17 protein-coding genes and 1 tRNA gene are annotated in these 17450 nt (G+C 59.0%); 9 read left to right on the forward strand and 9 right to left on the reverse strand.

Going from position 1 to position 17450, the window contains the following annotated elements; all coding sequences use genetic code 11:
- Positions 1-24 precede the first annotated feature (24 nt).
- Genes mglA through AB5Y81_RS18455 form a run of 3 tightly spaced genes read left to right on the forward strand, consistent with a single transcriptional unit; the run spans position 25 to position 4357 of the window.
- Positions 25-1545, forward strand: a complete 1521-nt coding sequence (gene mglA, locus AB5Y81_RS18445; RefSeq protein WP_017781206.1) for a galactose/methyl galactoside ABC transporter ATP-binding protein MglA — start codon at positions 25-27, stop codon at positions 1543-1545.
- A gap of 16 nt (positions 1546-1561) precedes the next feature.
- A complete protein-coding gene (gene mglC, locus AB5Y81_RS18450; protein ID WP_005306488.1) occupies positions 1562-2572 on the forward strand; it encodes a galactose/methyl galactoside ABC transporter permease MglC in 1011 nt (336 codons plus the stop codon).
- 51 nt (positions 2573-2623) lie between these two features.
- Positions 2624-4357, forward strand: a complete 1734-nt coding sequence (locus tag AB5Y81_RS18455) for a methyl-accepting chemotaxis protein (RefSeq protein WP_279485163.1) — start codon at positions 2624-2626, stop codon at positions 4355-4357.
- Positions 4358-4958: 601 nt separating this feature from the next.
- Here the strand turns inward: AB5Y81_RS18455 and AB5Y81_RS18460 are convergent.
- The 3 genes from AB5Y81_RS18460 to AB5Y81_RS18470 form a co-directional block, all read right to left on the reverse strand.
- Positions 4959-5327, reverse strand: a complete 369-nt coding sequence (locus AB5Y81_RS18460; protein WP_368146763.1) for a CopG family transcriptional regulator — start codon at positions 5325-5327, stop codon at positions 4959-4961.
- 1 nt (position 5328) lies between these two features.
- Positions 5329-5976 carry an AAA family ATPase gene (locus AB5Y81_RS18465; protein WP_005306480.1) on the reverse strand — a complete coding sequence of 216 codons (648 nt, stop codon included), beginning with the start codon at positions 5974-5976 and terminating at the stop codon, positions 5329-5331.
- 98 nt (positions 5977-6074) lie between these two features.
- Positions 6075-6251, reverse strand: a complete 177-nt coding sequence (locus AB5Y81_RS18470) for a hypothetical protein (protein WP_010635804.1) — start codon at positions 6249-6251, stop codon at positions 6075-6077.
- A 746-nt stretch (positions 6252-6997) separates the two neighbouring features.
- Between AB5Y81_RS18470 and arcA the strand changes: the two genes are divergently transcribed.
- The 4 genes from arcA to AB5Y81_RS18490 all read left to right on the forward strand — a co-directional run bounded on the left by arcA (position 6998) and on the right by AB5Y81_RS18490 (position 11821).
- Complete coding sequence (gene arcA, locus AB5Y81_RS18475) at positions 6998-8218, forward strand: arginine deiminase (RefSeq protein WP_017764826.1); 1221 nt, start codon at positions 6998-7000, stop codon at positions 8216-8218.
- A 62-nt stretch (positions 8219-8280) separates the two neighbouring features.
- The gene (gene arcC / locus AB5Y81_RS18480; RefSeq protein WP_010635806.1) at positions 8281-9207 is read left to right on the forward strand and encodes a carbamate kinase; all 927 of its coding nucleotides are present in this window, start codon (positions 8281-8283) and stop codon (positions 9205-9207) included.
- Between the two features lie 79 nt (positions 9208-9286).
- Entirely contained in the window at positions 9287-10291 is a 1005-nt protein-coding gene (gene argF, locus AB5Y81_RS18485) for an ornithine carbamoyltransferase (protein WP_005306471.1), read from the forward strand.
- Between the two features lie 123 nt (positions 10292-10414).
- Positions 10415-11821 carry a YfcC family protein gene (locus AB5Y81_RS18490; RefSeq protein WP_005306469.1) on the forward strand — a complete coding sequence of 469 codons (1407 nt, stop codon included), beginning with the start codon at positions 10415-10417 and terminating at the stop codon, positions 11819-11821.
- Positions 11822-11969: 148 nt separating this feature from the next.
- Here the strand turns inward: AB5Y81_RS18490 and AB5Y81_RS18495 are convergent, their stop codons facing one another.
- The 5 genes from AB5Y81_RS18495 to AB5Y81_RS18515 all read right to left on the reverse strand — a co-directional run bounded on the left by AB5Y81_RS18495 (position 11970) and on the right by AB5Y81_RS18515 (position 14898).
- On the reverse strand, positions 11970-12461 hold the full coding sequence (locus AB5Y81_RS18495) for an arginine repressor (RefSeq protein WP_005306467.1): 492 nt from the start codon (positions 12459-12461) through the stop codon (positions 11970-11972).
- A gap of 218 nt (positions 12462-12679) precedes the next feature.
- Positions 12680-13144 carry an aspartate carbamoyltransferase regulatory subunit gene (pyrI, locus tag AB5Y81_RS18500; protein WP_005306465.1) on the reverse strand — a complete coding sequence of 155 codons (465 nt, stop codon included), beginning with the start codon at positions 13142-13144 and terminating at the stop codon, positions 12680-12682.
- 16 nt (positions 13145-13160) lie between these two features.
- Complete coding sequence (pyrB, locus tag AB5Y81_RS18505) at positions 13161-14081, reverse strand: aspartate carbamoyltransferase (RefSeq protein ID WP_005306463.1); 921 nt, start codon at positions 14079-14081, stop codon at positions 13161-13163.
- Positions 14062-14256, reverse strand: coding sequence for a hypothetical protein (locus tag AB5Y81_RS18510; protein ID WP_139431056.1), 195 nt, complete (start codon positions 14254-14256; stop codon positions 14062-14064). The genes pyrB and AB5Y81_RS18510 overlap by 20 nt, the downstream gene beginning before the upstream one ends.
- A gap of 99 nt (positions 14257-14355) precedes the next feature.
- Complete coding sequence (locus tag AB5Y81_RS18515) at positions 14356-14898, reverse strand: hypothetical protein (protein WP_065018507.1); 543 nt, start codon at positions 14896-14898, stop codon at positions 14356-14358.
- Positions 14899-15107: 209 nt separating this feature from the next.
- Here AB5Y81_RS18515 and AB5Y81_RS18520 point away from each other — a divergent pair.
- Both AB5Y81_RS18520 and AB5Y81_RS18525 read left to right on the forward strand, forming a co-directional pair.
- Positions 15108-15184 (forward strand) — tRNA-Trp (locus AB5Y81_RS18520).
- Between the two features lie 294 nt (positions 15185-15478).
- On the forward strand, positions 15479-16849 hold the full coding sequence (locus tag AB5Y81_RS18525) for a phosphatidylserine decarboxylase family protein (RefSeq protein WP_216988889.1): 1371 nt from the start codon (positions 15479-15481) through the stop codon (positions 16847-16849).
- 49 nt (positions 16850-16898) lie between these two features.
- On the opposite strand, the gene AB5Y81_RS18530 is transcribed toward AB5Y81_RS18525, so the two are convergent.
- Entirely contained in the window at positions 16899-17417 is a 519-nt protein-coding gene (locus tag AB5Y81_RS18530) for a class IV adenylate cyclase (protein ID WP_279485165.1), read from the reverse strand.
- Positions 17418-17450 lie beyond the last annotated feature (33 nt).

Raw genomic sequence — 17450 nt, forward strand, 5'->3', positions numbered from 1 at the left:
TTGCCCTTTTTTCAACCAGATGTGATGGCTGATATGACAACACAGCAACAATCAGAATGGCTGTTGGAGATGATTGGCGTCAGTAAGAGCTTTCCTGGCGTCAAGGCACTCGATAATGTCAATTTACGGGTCCGTCCTCATTCTGTGCATGCGTTGATGGGCGAGAACGGGGCAGGGAAATCGACGCTGCTCAAGTGCTTGTTCGGCATTTACGAAAAGGATGAGGGCAAGATCTTCTTCAAGGGGCAGGAGATCAACTTCACCTCCTCCAAGGAGGCGCTGGAGAACGGTGTCTCCATGGTGCATCAGGAGCTGAACCTGGTATTGCAGCGCTCCGTGATGGACAACATGTGGCTCGGCCGCTATCCCACCAAGGGGCTGTTCGTCGACCATGGCAAGATGTATCAGGACACCAAGCATATCTTCGACGAGCTGGACATCGACATAGACCCGCGGGTCAAGGTCGGTACCCTCTCCGTCTCCCAGATGCAGATGATCGAGATCGCCAAGGCGTTCTCCTATGACGCCAAGATCGTCATCATGGACGAACCCACCTCCTCGCTGACCGAGAAAGAGGTGAGCCACCTCTTCAAGATCATCAACAAGCTCAAGGAGAAGGGGTGCGGCATCGTCTACATCTCCCACAAGATGGAAGAGATCTTCCAGCTCTGTGACGAGATCACCATATTGCGGGATGGCCAGTGGGTGGCGACCCAGCCGCTCAAGGGCATGACCATGGATCAGATCATCGGCATGATGGTCGGTCGCGAGCTCACCCAGCGCTTCCCGGAGAAGACCAACCAGCCGAAAGAGGTGATCCTCGAGGTCGAGCACCTGACGGCGAAGAACCAGCCCTCCATCCAGGACATCACCTTCAACCTGCACAAGGGGGAGATCCTCGGGGTGGCCGGGTTGGTGGGGGCCAAGCGGACCGACATCGTCGAGACCCTGTTCGGCATTCGTGACCGCAGCGAGGGTTCCATCAAGCTGCACGGCAAAGAGGTGGCCAACCACAACGCCCACGAGGCGATCCGCAACGGTTTTGCACTGGTGACCGAGGAGCGGCGCTCCACCGGCATCTATTCGCGCCTCGACATCGCCTTCAACTCCCTGATCGCCAACATGGACAACTACAAGGGCTCCATGGGACTGCTCAGCGACAACAAGATGAAGAGCGACACCCAGTGGGTCATCGACTCCATGCGGGTCAAGACGCCGACCCAGCAGACCCAGATCGGCTCCCTCTCGGGGGGCAACCAGCAGAAGGTGATCATCGGCCGCTGGCTGCTGACCCAGCCGGAGATCCTGATGCTGGACGAGCCCACCCGCGGCATCGACGTGGGGGCCAAGTTCGAGATCTACCAGCTCATCCTGGAGCTGGCGAAGAAGGACAAGGGCATCATCATCATCTCGTCGGAAATGCCCGAACTGCTCGGCATCACGGATCGCATCATGGTGATGAGCAATGGCCGGGTCGCCGGGATCGTCAATACCAAAGAAACTGACCAGAGCGAGATACTGCGCCTGGCATCTCTGTACCTCTAGAGACAGGAAGACATTTATGGAGTCGGCTAAAAATTTCAATCTGATGCGGGCACTCAAGGAGAACGGCATCTACGTGGTGCTGCTGGTGCTGCTCATGATCATCGTGATCAAGGAACCCTCCTTCCTGAGTCTCACCAACTTCAGCAACATCCTGACCCAGTCTTCGGTGCGGGTCATTATCGCGCTCGGGGTGGCTGGCATCATCATCACCCAGGGGACGGATCTCTCGGCCGGTCGTCAGGTCGGCTTGGCGGCGCTTATCGCGGCGACCATGCTGCAGGCGCTGACCAACGTCAACAAGGTGTTCCCAAGCCTGGGCGAGGTGCCCATCCCGGTGGTGATCCTGCTGGTGTGCGCAGTGGGGGCCCTGATTGGCCTGGTCAACGGCCTCATCGTGGCCTATCTGAACGTCACCCCGTTCATTACCACCCTGGGCACCATGATCATCGTCTACGGCATCAACTCCCTCTACTTTGACTCGGTAGGGGCTTCGCCGGTGGCCGGTTTTGACCCCCGTTTCTCCAGTTTCGCGCAGGGGTTCATCAAGCTGGGTGGCTTCAAGCTATCCTATCTGACCTTCTACGCCGCCATCGCCAGCGTGTTCGTCTGGGTACTGTGGAACAAGACCCGCTTTGGCAAGAACATCTTCGCCATCGGCGGCAACCCGGAAGCGGCCAAGGTCTCCGGTGTCAACGTGGCGGTCAATCTGGTGATGATCTATGCGCTGGCGGGGGTCTTCTACGCCTTCGGCGGCATGCTGGAAGCGGGCCGGATCGGCAGCGCCACCAACAACCTGGGCTTCATGTACGAGCTCGATGCCATCGCCGCCTGCGTGGTGGGCGGGGTTTCGTTTGCGGGTGGTGTGGGTACGGTCGCAGGGGTGATCACCGGCGTGCTCATCTTCACCCTGATCAACTATGGTTTGACCTATATCGGCGTCAGCCCTTACTGGCAGTTCATCATCAAGGGCGGCATCATAATTCTGGCGGTGGCACTGGACTCCATGAAGTACGCCAAGAAGAAATAACGATTGGCAGGGAGGGCTGGCAGTGCCGGCCCTCTCTTCTGGAGGGATCCCATGCCATTCAAGGTCAAGATTTACGTCCTGTTGCTGCTGGCCATCCTGGTCACCATCGGTACCGCCTGGTTCAGCGTCAATCATTTCATCAGCGCCTACATCCGCACTCAGGCGACCAAGAACATCAACGAACAGATCTCCCTGGTCAAAGAGAAGTTGGCCGGCGACATCAATCAGAAAATCCTGCTGGCAGCCAACCTCAACTTCGGGGTGACCAACGTCAAGAAGACGCTGGAAGAGACCGGCTTTCACAACATCGTCAAGGTGATAGGCGACATGGCGTTCGACGTGAGCGGTGTCATCAACGATACGGCCAAGGTTGACGCGCTGCGCAAGCTTATCCCTGCCGCCAACAACCAGATCACCGTCAGCCCGCTGCAGCAGGTGGACGGCAAGCCCGTTATCTCGATTCTGGTGCCGCGCGGTGCCGACTCTGCCTACCTTTATTACCTCGACATGAGCGAGTTCAAGAACCTGCTGGCCAGCGTCAGTGGCGAGGGGCGCTACTTCTCGCTGGCCGATGGCCAGGGCAATGAGCTTTACAGCAGCAAGCCGCAGGGGGAGAACGAGGCTCGCCCCAATTCGCTGGATATTCGCGGCAACAGCTGGACCCTGACCGGCTACATTGACCTCGACTACATCCAGGCCATGACCCGGGCACTCAACGGCCAGATCATCATGGCATTGCTCGGGGTGGCCGTGGTGGTGATGGTGCTCGCCGTGCTGGCGCTCAATGTGGCCTATCGCCCGATTCTCTCGCTGCGGGACCTGGTGCTGGAGCTCTCTCGCGGCAGCGGCGATCTGACTCGCCGAGTGGCGGTGACCAGCAAGGATGACCTCGGTCAGATCTCGGCCGGTATCAACCGCTTCATCGAGCGGCTGCAGGAGATGATGAACGAGGTACGCCAGGCCAGCGGCCAGCTCAATAGCGGCATTGCCGGATTGGCCAGCCAGACCGGTGCTGCCCAGTCCCTGCTGGCGGATCATGTGCGGGAGACCGAGCAGGTGGTGACCGCCATCAACGAGATGAGCCGCACCGCGGTCTCGGTCTCGGAGAGCGCGGCCAGCACGGCCCAACTCACCGGCCAGAGCCAGCAACTGGCGAGCCAGTCCCGTCAGGTGGTCGATCAGGCCATGGCCAGCGTGATGGCGCTGGTGGATGAGGTGGAAGCCACTGCCCGCTCCATCGAGGCGATGCAGCAGGATGTGCAGCAGATTGGCTCGGTGCTCGGGGTCATCGGCAGCATAGCCGAGCAGACCAACCTGCTGGCCCTCAACGCTGCCATAGAGGCCGCCCGCGCCGGCGAGCAGGGGCGTGGTTTTGCCGTGGTGGCTGACGAGGTGCGTTCACTCGCCGCCCGTACCCAGCAGAGTACGGCGGAGATCCAGACCATGCTGGCCAGCCTGCAGCAGGGGACCCGGACCGTGGTGAATGCCATGAGCAATACCAAGCAGAGCTGTCAGGGCGCCGCCGAGAACACCACTCGGGTCAACGAGTCACTGGATCTGATGGCGGGCGAGGTGGTGGAGATCAACGATCTCATCAGCCATATCGCCACGGCTGCGGAGCAGCAGAGCGCGGTAGCCGAGGAGATCAATCGCAACATGAGCGCCATTGCCGAGGTGATCCGCCAGCTGACCCACAACGGCGAGGCGACGGTGGCCAGTGCCGACTCGATGCAGCAGACCTATGACAGGTTGCGGGAGATTGTGGGGCACTTCCGGCTGGAATGAGTCGGTAGAAAGGTAGGTCGAGGTAAAAATGGCCAAAAAAGATGGGGGCGACTTGCGTCGCCCCCGATAGTCTTATCGCTCATATCCTTGAACGAAGTTGCTCCCTGCAATCCCTGACTATACCTCTTCCTTTAGGTTTCCCCTTCCCAATCCTTTGGGGTGTCCTTTAGCCATCATGGCCTGACGAGTCATCCGTTCCCGTCGCACTTTCTCCGTCCTGGGAGGTGTCCTTTACCACATCCTGTGGTGAGTCCATTTGCCCAACCCTGGCAGCCAGTCTTCCTGACCGACTTCATTGCGTCCGTGCAGGAGTAACTATAAGGATTTCAGGGAGCGGGACAACGGTAGAGTGAAAAACGTTTTTACGTATCTCGTTACGAAGGAAACTTGTTTCAACATTTATCCTTTAATTTCATTGGTATAGGTGTTTTTTGTTCATGTTTTACGATCTTATCTTCCGACTATCGCGGGATCTTTTTTGGCGCTTTACCTACATCCGATATGGCGAATGTCTTACACCTTGTTCAACTGGGATTCAGAAAGGGGGAGGCGAGCAGATAAGAGCCTGCTGGCAACGAAGCATGGCTGGAGGAAGATAGCGTCAGTTGTGTACCTGCAGCCGCTCATAGATGGTCTGGCGTTCTTCCGGGCTCAGGGAGGAGAAGTAGTGGGTAAACAACCGCAGCAGCAGAGATTTGTTCATGCCGTCTTGCTGGGTCAGGTTGCCAAGCTCATCGATGGCCGTGGTGCTGAGCGAGAAGGTGGCTTTCTTGAAGCTGGGTTTGAGATGTTCACCGCTCTCGATGAAGGCGAGTGCGGTCAGAGCCTCGTCTCGATGCAGGGTCAGCTCCAGGCTGACGACCTTGGGCTTGCCCTTGGCATAGAAATCCGCGTCCTCGATGAACTCGTCTATGGTGAACTTCTTCTGGTGATGCAGATTGTGTTTCTTCTTCAGGTCGGCAAGTCCCATCTCATACCCCCAGCTCCAGAAACTCCTTGGCGATGGCGCGGATCTCTTCGGCAGACTTGCCATCCGGCTCTATCTCCATCACCGACAATCCCTTCTCCTCGCTGTCGTCGTAGACGTTGCGGCCATAGGTGATGGAATTGAGCACGTCGACACCGAAGGAGGAGCAGACCTCCTTGGCTTCCAGTATCCGCTTCGCCTGGTTGGGTAGGGCGGGGCATTGGGTCAGTACCACGGCAGCCCGCAAGGTCGGGTTGACCATCTTGCAGGTGGTGATGAGGTCTTCCATGTGCGGCAGAGTCTTGAGATCGCGGCGCTTGGGACGCAGCGGGATCAGGGCATGGGTGGCGACGGCCATGGTGGAACGCAGTGCCCGGTTGTCCTGGCCGCCACAGTCGACGATCAGGTAGTCATAGCGGTTCTTCAGGCTGAGCAGATCGTTGCGGATGTTGCCGTAGAGCTGGACGCAGTTTATCTGGGGCAGGTCCGGATTGTCGTTGCGCTCCTGGATCCAGTCCGAGGTGGTGCGCTGCGGATCGCAGTCCACCAAAAGTACTTCGCCGTGAAACTGGGTTCTGAGGTAGACCGCCAGATTCTGGGCCAGACAACTCTTGCCGCTCCCTCCTTTCTCACCACCGACCAGCAGGATCATGACCGTCTCCTATCCCTATGAAAAACAGCTGCATTGAGTATAGGAGGGGGTTGGGCCATGACAAGCCAGGAGGAGAAGACCTCCTCCCGGGGTTTCGCTCAGTAGTGCTGGCTGCCGCCATGCCACTGACACACGTAGGCGGGTACCAGCATCTGGGGGGCCTGATCGACATGGCACACCACCAATGGCATGGCAGGGGCACCCTCCGCATGGACCAGTGCCGGGGTCATGGGCAGCAGCAGAGTGGAAAGCAGCAGCAGTGACTTCATCTTCATGGCTATCTCCTTGGTGACATAACAGGTGTGATCCTGATCACTTTCTGAGTTAAGCCGAGCCGGCTTGTGACGCAAGTTGCTGAAATAAATTCAACTAATGAAAAAAGTTTGAAAAAGCCCCAGTGCCGGCCAGTTGAAAATTGGCCGGCCAAGATGCGCAATTCGTGCATATCCATATAAGAGGTGAAGAGGCAACACTGCCTGTAGTCTGGCCCGGCAAGCGGAACAGACGCGATTCCATGATCTGGAACAACAAAAAGATTATTCAGCGCGGAGCCTGGCCGTGACTTTTTATTTGCTGCGAGCGCCTCGTAAAGAGCGCGGAAAATTCAAATATCTGCATATAAAATTCATTCTGTGGTGGTTGTATTTTTATCTTCATGAAATTAAAGGTTTTTTGTTTTTACGTTTATCCCTTTGTAGATATTTGGCGTGAATGAAACAAGGTAAAATATGAAATATGTGCCGAAGAAAGTGCGTATTTAAACGGGATGGGTGAATGGGAGATTGTCAGTTCTGTTACCCCTATCAAAGAATAAACCGTGAATTTATTCAGTTCTGGGTGAATGTGATCAATGTCTAAGTTTATCGTGATTGGCAGGTCTAACCTCGGTCTCGAAAGGCAAGGGCAGGATAGAACACAAGCCGATTACCCTACATAAAGAATATCCCGCCTTAGCCACGAGCATGAATAGAAGGAATCTATTCAATCACTCGCAGGGACCACTGCTAGACGGAATATAATCATGAGCAAATTTTATGTAGGTTCTGAAGTTGGCCAATTGCGCCGTGTCATGTTGCACCGCCCCAACCTCAGTCTGAAGCGTCTGACTCCTTCCAACTGCCAGGATCTGTTGTTCGATGACGTCCTGTCCGTTGAACGTGCCGGTCAGGAGCACGACAAATTCGCTCAGGTACTGCGCGATCAGAATGTCGAAGTTTTCCTGCTGACCAATCTGCTGGCGGAAACCTTGGACGTGCCGGAAGCCAAAACCTGGCTGCTGCAACATCAGGTCTCCGACTATCGCCTCGGCACTTCTTTTGCCAACGACGTACGCTGCTTCCTGGCCGACATGCCGCACCGCGAGCTGGCCCGCATTCTCTCCGGTGGCCTGACCTACTCCGAGATGCCCTACAGCGGCGTCAACATGGTAGTGGGCATGCACGCACCGACCGACTTCATCATCGAGCCGCTGCCCAACCACCTCTTTACCCGTGATACCTCCTGCTGGGTCTATGGTGGCGTCTCCATCAACCCGATGGCCAAACCGGCCCGCCGTCGCGAAACCAACCACGTGAAGGCCATCTATCGCTGGCACCCGCAGTTTGCCGGTCAGGACTTCATCAAATACTTCGGTGACGAGGATCGCGACTACGACAACTCCACCATCGAAGGGGGCGACGTACTGGTCATCGGTCGTGGCGCCGTGCTCATCGGCATGTCCGAGCGCACCACACCGCAAGGGGTCGAGCACCTGGCTCGCGGCCTGTTCAAGCACGGCCAGGCCAAACAGGTCATCGCCATGCAACTGCCTAAACACCGCAGCTGCATGCACCTGGATACCGTCATGACCCACATGGACATAGACACCTTCTCCGTCTATCCGGAAGTCATCCGCAAGGATGTGAACTGCTGGAGCCTGACTCCGGGCGGTGCCACCGGCATGAACATCAAGGAAGAGGGTTACTTCGTCACCGCCATCGAGAAGGCACTGGGTGTCGATCAGCTCAAGCTCATCACCACAGGTGGCGACACCTTCGAGGCCGAGCGCGAGCAGTGGAACGATGCCAACAACGTGCTGACCGTGCGCCCCGGCGTGGTGGTGGGTTACGAGCGCAATACCTACACCAACGAGAAGTACGACAAGGCCGGCATCACTGTGCTGCCCATCCCGGGTGAAGAGCTGGGACGTGGCCGCGGCGGCGCCCGCTGCATGAGCTGCCCGATGGAACGCGACGGCATCTAACAAGACGGCGTGGCGCCGGCAGAGGCTGGCGCCACACAGCACCAAACTCGAGAGTAACACTCATGAAAAAACCAACTGTCGTCGTCGCCCTGGGTGGCAATGCTCTGCTCCGTCGTGGCGAGCCGCTTGAAGCAGATATCCAGCGCAAGAACATCGCCACCGCCGCCAAGACCATCGCCCTGATCGCTCAGGAGTACAACGTGGTGCTGGTGCATGGCAACGGCCCGCAAGTCGGCCTGCTGGCTCTGCAGAACAGTGCCTACACCAAGGTATCCCCCTATCCGCTGGATGTGCTGGGTGCCGAGTCCCAGGGCATGATCGGCTACATGCTGATCCAGGAATTGAAGAACCTGATGCCGAGCCGCAACGTCACCGCGCTGCTGACCCAGGTGCAGGTTGACCCGCAAGATCCGGCCTTCGTCAATCCGACCAAATTTATCGGCCCCGTCTACGAAGAGGCTGAAGCCCGCGCCCTGGCTGCAGAGAAGCAGTGGGTGGTCAAGGCTGACGGCAAGTTCTTCCGCCGCGTGGTGCCGTCTCCACTGCCCCAGCGCATCGTCGAAGGCGACGCCATCGAAACCCTGATCGCCCAGGGCCACCTCATCATCTGTACCGGTGGTGGTGGCATCCCGGTGACCTGGGATGGCCAGAGCCTGACCGGCATCGAAGCCGTCATCGACAAGGACATGTCTGCCGCCTACCTGGCCAAGCAGATCAAGGCCGACGCCCTGCTGATCCTGACCGATGCCGATGCCGTCTACCTGGACTGGGGCAAACCGACCCAGCGTCCGCTGCGGATCACCAGCCCGGACGAGCTGGCCGGCGTCAAGTTCGACGCAGGCTCCATGGGGCCGAAAGTCGAAGCCTCCTGTGAATTCGTCAAGGCGACCGGCGGCATGGTCGGCATAGGTGCACTGGACGATGGCCTGGCCATCCTCAAGGGCGAAGCCGGCACCAATATCGTCGCCACCCGTACCGTGAATGCGTAATTACCGACATCTGTACTGAGAATGCGTAGTCAACACTACTGCCTGAATTGGTCTGAAACAAATATAGAGAGAACTCATCATGGCTTTTAATCTGCGTAACCGTAACTTCCTGAAACTGCTGGACTTCACCCCGCGCGAAATCCAATACATGATCGATCTGGCCATCGACCTGAAGAAAGCCAAATACGGTGGCTATGAGCGTAAACACCTGACCGGCAAGAACATCGCCCTGATCTTCGAGAAGACCTCCACCCGTACCCGTTGTGCGTTTGAAGTGGCGGCCTTCGACCAGGGCGCCCAGGTCTCCTACCTCGGCCCGAGCGGTTCCCAGATCGGCCACAAGGAGTCCATGAAAGACACCGCCCGGGTGCTGGGCCGCATGTATGACGGCATCGAATACCGTGGCTATGGCCAGGAGATCGTGGAAGAGCTGGGTGCCCACGCCGGTGTCCCGGTCTGGAACGGTCTGACCAACGAATTCCACCCGACCCAGATCCTGGCCGACTTCATGACCATGCTGGAGCACGGCAAGGGCAAACGCCTGGATCAAATCAAGTTCGCCTACCTGGGTGACGCCCGCAACAACATGGGTAACTCCCTGATGGTCGGCGCCGCCAAGATGGGCATGGACATCCGCCTGGTCGCACCGAAAGCCTTCTGGCCGGAAGAAGAGCTGGTTGCCAAGTGCCGCCTGATCGCCGAAGAGACAGGCGCACGCATCACCCTGACCGAAGATGTGAAAGAGGGTGTGCTGGGTACCGACTTCCTCTACACCGACGTCTGGGTTTCCATGGGTGAAGCGAAAGAAGCCTGGGATCAGCGCGTCAAACTGATGACCCCGTATCAGGTCAACATGGACGTCATCAACGCCACCAAGAACCCGGATGTGAAGTTCATGCACTGCCTGCCGGCGTTCCACAACGATGAAACTACCATGGGCAAGGAAGTGGCTGACAAATACGGCATGAAAGGCCTGGAAGTGACCGAGGACGTGTTCGAATCCGAGCACAGCATCGTGTTCGACGAGGCCGAAAACCGGATGCACACCATCAAGGCAGTGATGGTTGCTACGCTGGGCGACTAAGGTCGCAGTAGTGGTGCCGGGGGGTGACCCCCGGCTTTTCGACCATGTGACAGCGGCATAATACCTCCAACCCTACGACCCGCAGCCTGCATGGATACCACACCCACAGAAGGAAGCTGGACCATGACCAAATTCAAGTTCCCGTCAGCCTACACGATATTGTTCGTGCTGATCGCCCTGGTGGCCGCCCTGAGCTGGATAGTGCCGGCCGGCAAATACGAAATGACCATGAACGAAGCCCTCGGCAAGGAAGTGCCGGTGGCCGGTACCTACAAGCTGGTAGAGGGCAATCCCCAGGGGATCGTCGACGTGCTGCTGGCGCCGATCGATGGTCTCTACAACCATGACACCTACGAGGCAGGCGCCATCGACGTCTCCCTCTTCATCCTGATCATCGGTGGTTTTCTTGGCATAGTGACCAAGACCGGTGCCATCGATGCCGGTATCGAACGGGTGACCGACCGCCTGCGCGGCCGTGAAGAGTGGATGATCCCGATCCTGATGGCGCTGTTCGCCGCAGGGGGCACCATCTACGGCATGGCGGAAGAGTCCCTGCCGTTCTACACCCTGCTGGTACCTGTGATGATGGCCGCCCGCTTCGACCCGGTCGTCGCCGCCGCCACCGTGCTGCTGGGGGCCGGTATCGGTACTCTGGGTTCCACCATCAACCCGTTTGCCACCGTGATCGCCGCCAACGCCGCCGGCATCTCCTTTACCGATGGCATCTGGCTGCGCGTCGCCATGCTGGTGGCCGGCTGGCTGCTCTGCGTGGCCTATGTGATGCGCTACGCCAAGATGGTGCGCAGCGACCCCAGCAAATCCCTGGTGGCTGACAAGTGGGAAGAGAACCGTGCCCACTTCCTCGGCAACAAGAGCGACCAGATGCTGGAGTTCACTCTTACTCGCAAGATAGTGCTGGGCATCTTCGTCGCCGCCTTCGCCGTGATGATCTACGGTGTGGCCGTGCTGGGCTGGTGGATGGCGCAGATCTCCGGTGTGTTCCTGGCTGCCGCCATCATAGTCGGTGTCATCTCCCGCATGAGCGAGGAGGAGCTGACCTCCAACTTCATCGACGGTGCCCGCGACCTGCTCGGCGTGGCCCTGATCATCGGTATCGCCCGCGGTATCGTGGTGGTGATGGACAACGGCATGATCACCCACACCATACTGCACAGTGCAGAAGGGATAGTGACCGGCCTCTCCACAGTAGTGTTCATCAACGTGATGTTCGTGCTGGAAGTGGTGCTCTCCTTCCTGGTGCCGTCCTCCTCCGGCCTGGCCGTGCTGACCATGCCGATCATGGCGCCGCTGGCCGACTTCGCCAACGTGGGTCGCGAGCTGGTGGTCACCGCCTATCAGTCAGCCTCCGGTCTGGTGAACCTGGTGACCCCGACCTCCGCCGTGGTCATGGGTGGCCTGGCCATCGCCAAGGTACCCTATGTACGTTGGCTGAAATGGGTAGCCCCGCTGCTCGGCCTGCTGACCGTGCTGATCGTGGTCTGCCTGAGCCTGGGTGCCGTGCTGGCATAAACACCGACAGACATAGCCGTAAAAACGGGAGCCGCTGGCTCCCGTTTTTTATGGCCGACCACGAGGCGCAGCGCACAGATGGGATAAAAAGCCGATTGGCAGACAACAAAAAGGCGACCCTGGGTCGCCTTGCTGCATTGGGGGAAGGCTAGCGCGCCTGCTCCAGGGTGCGCACCACGGCGGCGTGGGCCTGACGGGTGCGGCTGATGTGGCGCGGGGCGACCAGCACCACGTCGTTGCCGGCGACGGCCCCCATGATCTCGGGATTGGCGTTGCGATCCAGCAGACGGGCCACCACGGTGGCGGCTCCTGGCGTGGTATGGATCAGCACCATCTGCTGGTTGTGCACCACTGCGCGCACCATGTCGTGAATGGAGCGGGTACTGCCGGCGGGTTCCAGCTGTTCGTCCACCAGGGTGTAGACCTTCTTGCCGTTGGCATTCTGCGCCTTGGCGACGCCGAGACGGCGCAGCAGGCGGGAGATGGTGGACTGGCTGATGTCGGCGAAGCCGCGCTCCGACAGCTCGCGGCGGATCTCTTCCTGAGTGCTGTAGCAGTGCTGGCCGATGATCTGGCGACAGGCATCCAGCTGGGCCAGGTCGGGCTCTTGGGCAACGGGACGGCTGAGGGTTTTGACCACGGCGAATTCCTTTGATGATGACCGACGGTAAACGCTCGATATCTGCCGCATTTGCTGAATATCAGCAAAAAATACTGGCAATCAATGCACTGGCAGGAAATGAGCGGGAATAGCTCTCTTTGGATGGCAAATTATAACCAACTGGTTATTTGGTGATGTGACAGGGGTCAAAAATGGGCCCCTTGGGGCCCACCTGGATATCTTTTTGAGTCTGGTTCTCAGTAGCGTTCGCTGACGATGTCCTGGGTGAAGGACTTCTCGCAGTATTTGCACTTCATCCGTACCGCGCCTTTCACCTCGCGCACCCGGAAGTAGCTCTCCACCGGCTCGTTGTGGGAGATGCAGTTGGAGTTGGGGCAGTGGAACACCCCGGCGATGAACTCCGGCAGCTTGAGCTGGTGCTTCTTCACCACGGCGAAGTCTTCGATGATGTTGACGGTCGCCTTGGGGGCGAACAGCGCCAGCTGGTTGGCCTGCTGCTCGGTCAGGCGGGTGTTCTCGATCTTGATGAGATCCTTTTTGCCGAGGGCGCCGGATTTGAGGTTGAAGCCGACGGTGATCCGCTCCTGGGTCTCTACCAGCTGGAACAGCTTGAGGATCTTGATGCCCTGGCCGGCGGGGACGTGGTCGATGACGGAGCCGTGACGGATGGCTTCGACTTGCAGTTGGTTCTTGTCAGACATGATGTTCCCCTTTCCGTTAGACAGTTTCGTTCAGTACCAGAGCCAGCAGTGCCTGGCGCGCATAGACCCCGTTCTCCGCCTGCTGGAAGTAGTAGGCGTGGGGCGTCTTGTCGACCGCGACGTCGATCTCGTCGACGCGGGGCAGGGGATGCAGGATCTTCATGGTGGGCTTGGCCCCTTCCAGGGTGGCCAGTTCCAGCACGAACTTGGCGGCCATGTGCTTGTACTCGGTCTCGTCGAAGCGCTCTTTCTGGACCCGGGTCATGTAGAGGATGTCGAGCTCAGGCATCACCTCTTCCATGGTTTCATGCACGCTGAACTGGATGCCCTTCTCTTCCAGCTCTTCGCAGATGTAGTCCGGCATCGCCAGCGCTTCCGGCGAGATGAAGAAGAAGCGGCAGTTGAACAGGCTGAGGGCCTGGGCCAGGGAGTGCACGGTGCGGCCGTACTTGAGGTCACCGACGAAGGCGACGTTGAGGCCGTCCAGTTTGCCCTGGGTCTCGCGGATGGAGAAGAGGTCGAGCAGGGTCTGGGTCGGATGCTGGTTGGAGCCGTCGCCGCCGTTGATGACTGGCACGCGGGAGAATTCGGAGGCGAGGCGGGCCGCCCCCTCTTTCGGATGACGCATCACCACCGCATCCGTGTAGGAGCCGATGATCTTGATGGAGTCGGCCAGGGTTTCACCCTTCTTGGCACTGGTGTTGCCACCGTCGGCGAAGCCGATGATGTTGCCGCCCAGGCGCTGCACCGCGGTCTCGAAGGAGAGGCGGGTGCGGGTAGAGGCTTCGAAGAAGCAGCTGGCGACCAGCTTGTCTTTCAGCAAGCGGGTGTCGGGCTCGGCCTTCAACCGTTGTGCGGTTGAGACTACCAGTTCCATTTCAGACCGGGTCAGGTCCGTGATGGAGATGACATGTTTCTTATAGAGTGGATTGGTCATCGTCTGCATTCCCTTTGACATCAATGAAGGTTTTTCGGGCACAAAAAAAAGCCCCTGAAACAGGGGCTTTTTTTGAAAACAATTGGGGATCTGTGGGTCGGGAACCGGAAACAACGGGGCCGCTCTGGTGCGCTCCACCCGTCTGCAAGGCTGTTTTTTTCATCAAAAACTGCATCGTCCTGTCCTGACCTTTTTTCAAACCGGACAGATTATAGAGTCGCATTTTGAATTGTCAAAAATTTATTTCAAAGGCAAGATTTGCGCAAAAAAACGTTTAAGTGCCGCGAACAGGTCGGCAAACCCACACCTGATGCTGGGGCTGCAGTGGCTCATCATCATGCACCATGGCGCGCAGATAGCCGAGCCTGTGGTGCCCTTCCAGCAGACAGTAGGGGTGGGGCAGGGGTTGTCCGTTCGGGTAGCTGTCCCCTGCCGTCGATGCCAGCACTATGATGGGTTCTGGCCAGCTCCCTTCGCGCAACATCCTCTCCCCGAGCCAGGAGCTGCGCACGTAGCGGTTGCTGCGCAACATCTCGCCCCAGCGTTCGATCACCTCCATATGGCGGGAGTCTATCTGGTCGATGATCCGTGCGGTGGGCCAGCTCTCGCACTCGAACTGATGGCGGGCGAGATCGATAAAGCTCCAGTTGGACTCAAAACCGCGCCAATGGCGATAAATCCACTGGATGAGCACATTTTCGGGAATGAAGGGCACCAGCGGGGCGACCCGTGCCAGATAGTCGGGCAGCGTCTCGGTTTTGTTTTCATCCCTGAAGTTGAGCGGTGCAAGTTGTTGCAGTAACCGGTAATTGAGCATGTGCAGCCCCCTTCTTGCCTGGCTCCAACTTTAACCCTACCCCCATTGCGGTCAGTTTCCTACCCAAACAAGGCTGTAAATACAGCAGGTTACCCATTGGAGCTGCATAAATTGGCGGGATCTGCTCGTCCTTTGCGCAATCGCACCGAAAGTGAGAAAAAAGCCTTTACCTTTGAAACCCGCTTTGTATACTACGCCTCGTTTGTTGCAGGGGCGTAGTTCCAATTGGTAGAACAGCGGTCTCCAAAACCGATGGTTGCGGGTTCGAGTCCTGCCGCCCCTGCCATTTTCAGAAAAGCCAGCTCATTGAGCTGGCTTTTCGCTTTTCCGGGCCTGCCACTCTCCTTTTGCACATCCCCCTGTGCCGCCTGCTCTCCTGGCCTGGTTGCTCTCCCCATACCCGCATCTCCCAACCGCTAGTCGTTATTACGCCACTCTGCCCTGTCGTTTCTGGCAATCGTGCTGCCGGGCCCCCTGTGCTACATAACAGGGTCGGTGCCCTGGCATGCCGCTGGCAGGCCGGCACTCAATGCTCAAGCCGTGGATTGTGGGCGTGAACATCAGCTGAGGAGAGCGAACCATGAACAAGGCAGTGGAAACCCGATTGAACAAGTCCCGACCTGGCGGCTGGATCCCCCAGGATGGGGCCCATGTCGAGCGCTGGATCCGGCGGATCAAGCACTACGTGAACCAGCAGCCGAGGGCGCTGGTCCCCCCCATCGCCGAGCTGCGGGATCTGGTCAATGCCGACCCGGCGCTGCATGCCCAGGCCGAGGCCATGTTCAAGGAGGCCTGGCGCCACAAGCACCAGACCCCGCTCGGTCAGCCTGAGGTGCGTTCGTTCGAGGAGTTCCTCGGTCTGCTCAATGGCATCATGACCACGGCCCCCGAGGCCTATCAGGACATCCCCAGCCAGGAACCGTCCGGCCTCATCGGCTTTCCCATCAATGCCCTGCTCGACTGGCCCATGGCCACCCGCTCCGGCTACCAGTTTTTTGCCAATGCCCTGGTCAACCAGCAGTTCAAGAAGATCCTCGACTACTGGGCCCAGTTCCTGCAAAGCCCGGCTTCCCGCTATGTGCTGACCGAGCCGGTAAGCCGGCTGGATCGCGAGACCCTGGTGGTGCCTTGGCTCGGCAAGGCAGCCAAGGCCGAGATGGTGCAGGTGGCGAACGAAGCGGTCGGGGAGGGGCCCAACCCCACGCCGGGCAGTTTCGAGCAGATCTTCGAGTGCGAGCCGGCCGCCGAATACCACGGCTTCGGCTGCTGGGACGACTTCTTCACCCGGCGTTTTCGGGCCGGGGTGCGGCCGGTCTCGGCGCCGACGGATGACAATGTCATCGTCAACGCCTGCGAATCGGCGCCGCTGCAGGTGCGCAAGGAGGTGAGCCGCAGCGATCAGTTCTGGCTCAAGGGGCAGCCCTATTCGCTGGAGAACATGCTCGATTTTGACGATCTGGCCCCCCGTTTCGAGGGCGGCACCGTCTATCAGGCCTTCCTCAGCGCGCTCAGCTACCACCGCTGGCACAGCCCGGTGAGCGGCACCATCCGAAAGGTGCGCGTCGTCAACGGCACCTACTATCTGGAGAACCAGTTCGAAGGCTTTGCCGACCCGCAGGGGGCAGATCCCAGCGCCCCCAACAACTCCCAGCCCTTCCTCACCTCGGTGGCGACCCGGGCACTCATCTTCATCGAGGCGGACAACCCCAAAATCGGTCTGATGTGCGTGGTGCCGGTGGGGATGGCCGAGGTGTCGAGCTGCGAGATCACGGTGCAGGCGGGGGACAGGGTGAAGAAGGGGGATCCGCTCGGCATGTTCCACTTCGGCGGCTCCACCCACTGTCTGCTGTTCCGCCCCGGCGTCAGGCTGGAGTTCGACTTCCATGGCCAGACCCCAGGGCTGGATGCGACCAATATGCGGCTCAATACCGCCATCGCACGGGTCAAGTAGCCCTGCCGGGCAGAGTATGGGAGGCCGCCTGCGGGCGGCCTTGTTGCATTCAGGCCTGCTGCCGGAGAAGCAGATCCAGATAGGCGCCTTCTATCAGCCGGGAGGGCTCAACTCCAAGCTGCGCCATGATGTCGTTGGCTTCCTGCATCCCCGCCTCAAGCGGCTCGTCTTCCTCCAGCACCACCTCCAGTTCGAGGAAATGGCCGAGCCCCAGCACCCGATCTAGGTGGATCCGGGTTCTGCCGACCAGCAACAGGGTGCGCTTCTTCTGCACCCTGCCGATCTGGCCCCAGGCCAGGCTGAGGGTCTCCCGCAGGCGATCCGGTTCATGTGTCGGGGTCAGCTGATAGAAGCTCTCCTTGGGGCCTTGTTGATCGGCGCGGCGGTAGAAGATGAGCTCGCCGGCCGAGGGGGACAAGGTTCGCAGCTTCAGACGACCGGCGTCACAGCGAAAGAAGGTGTCATCCTGCTCGATCTCGACGGGGCCCTGATCGGCGATGGCGAGTGCCTTGGGGAGCAGGTCATCTATCCGCTCTATGCTGGCTTTGATCTCGATATTTCGGGGCATGGCAGGCTTATCCATCAGGGGTTGAAGGAGTCC

It is taken from the genome of Aeromonas sp. s2, from assembly GCF_040907935.1.
Classification (GTDB): Bacteria; Pseudomonadota; Gammaproteobacteria; order Enterobacterales; family Aeromonadaceae; genus Aeromonas; species Aeromonas dhakensis.

What these genes read in the sequence shown, in the direction of transcription:
- AB5Y81_RS18465 (WP_005306480.1), bottom strand. Translation starts at nt 5,976, where the DNA reads ATGATCCTGCTGGTCGGTGGTGAGAAAGGAGGGAGCGGCAAGAGTTGT.
- mglC (WP_005306488.1), top strand. Translation starts at nt 1,562, where the DNA reads ATGGAGTCGGCTAAAAATTTCAATCTGATGCGGGCACTCAAGGAGAAC.
- AB5Y81_RS18530 (WP_279485165.1), bottom strand. Translation starts at nt 17,417, where the DNA reads ATGCCCCGAAATATCGAGATCAAAGCCAGCATAGAGCGGATAGATGAC.
- AB5Y81_RS18460 (WP_368146763.1), bottom strand. Translation starts at nt 5,327, where the DNA reads ATGGGACTTGCCGACCTGAAGAAGAAACACAATCTGCATCACCAGAAG.
- AB5Y81_RS18455 (WP_279485163.1), top strand. Translation starts at nt 2,624, where the DNA reads ATGCCATTCAAGGTCAAGATTTACGTCCTGTTGCTGCTGGCCATCCTG.
- AB5Y81_RS18490 (WP_005306469.1), top strand. Translation starts at nt 10,415, where the DNA reads ATGACCAAATTCAAGTTCCCGTCAGCCTACACGATATTGTTCGTGCTG.
- pyrI (WP_005306465.1), bottom strand. Translation starts at nt 13,144, where the DNA reads ATGTCTGACAAGAACCAACTGCAAGTCGAAGCCATCCGTCACGGCTCC.
- arcA (WP_017764826.1), top strand. Translation starts at nt 6,998, where the DNA reads ATGAGCAAATTTTATGTAGGTTCTGAAGTTGGCCAATTGCGCCGTGTC.
- argF (WP_005306471.1), top strand. Translation starts at nt 9,287, where the DNA reads ATGGCTTTTAATCTGCGTAACCGTAACTTCCTGAAACTGCTGGACTTC.
- AB5Y81_RS18525 (WP_216988889.1), top strand. Translation starts at nt 15,479, where the DNA reads ATGAACAAGGCAGTGGAAACCCGATTGAACAAGTCCCGACCTGGCGGC.
- arcC (WP_010635806.1), top strand. Translation starts at nt 8,281, where the DNA reads ATGAAAAAACCAACTGTCGTCGTCGCCCTGGGTGGCAATGCTCTGCTC.
- mglA (WP_017781206.1), top strand. Translation starts at nt 25, where the DNA reads ATGGCTGATATGACAACACAGCAACAATCAGAATGGCTGTTGGAGATG.
- AB5Y81_RS18510 (WP_139431056.1), bottom strand. Translation starts at nt 14,256, where the DNA reads ATGCAGTTTTTGATGAAAAAAACAGCCTTGCAGACGGGTGGAGCGCAC.
- AB5Y81_RS18470 (WP_010635804.1), bottom strand. Translation starts at nt 6,251, where the DNA reads ATGAAGATGAAGTCACTGCTGCTGCTTTCCACTCTGCTGCTGCCCATG.
- AB5Y81_RS18515 (WP_065018507.1), bottom strand. Translation starts at nt 14,898, where the DNA reads ATGCTCAATTACCGGTTACTGCAACAACTTGCACCGCTCAACTTCAGG.
- pyrB (WP_005306463.1), bottom strand. Translation starts at nt 14,081, where the DNA reads ATGACCAATCCACTCTATAAGAAACATGTCATCTCCATCACGGACCTG.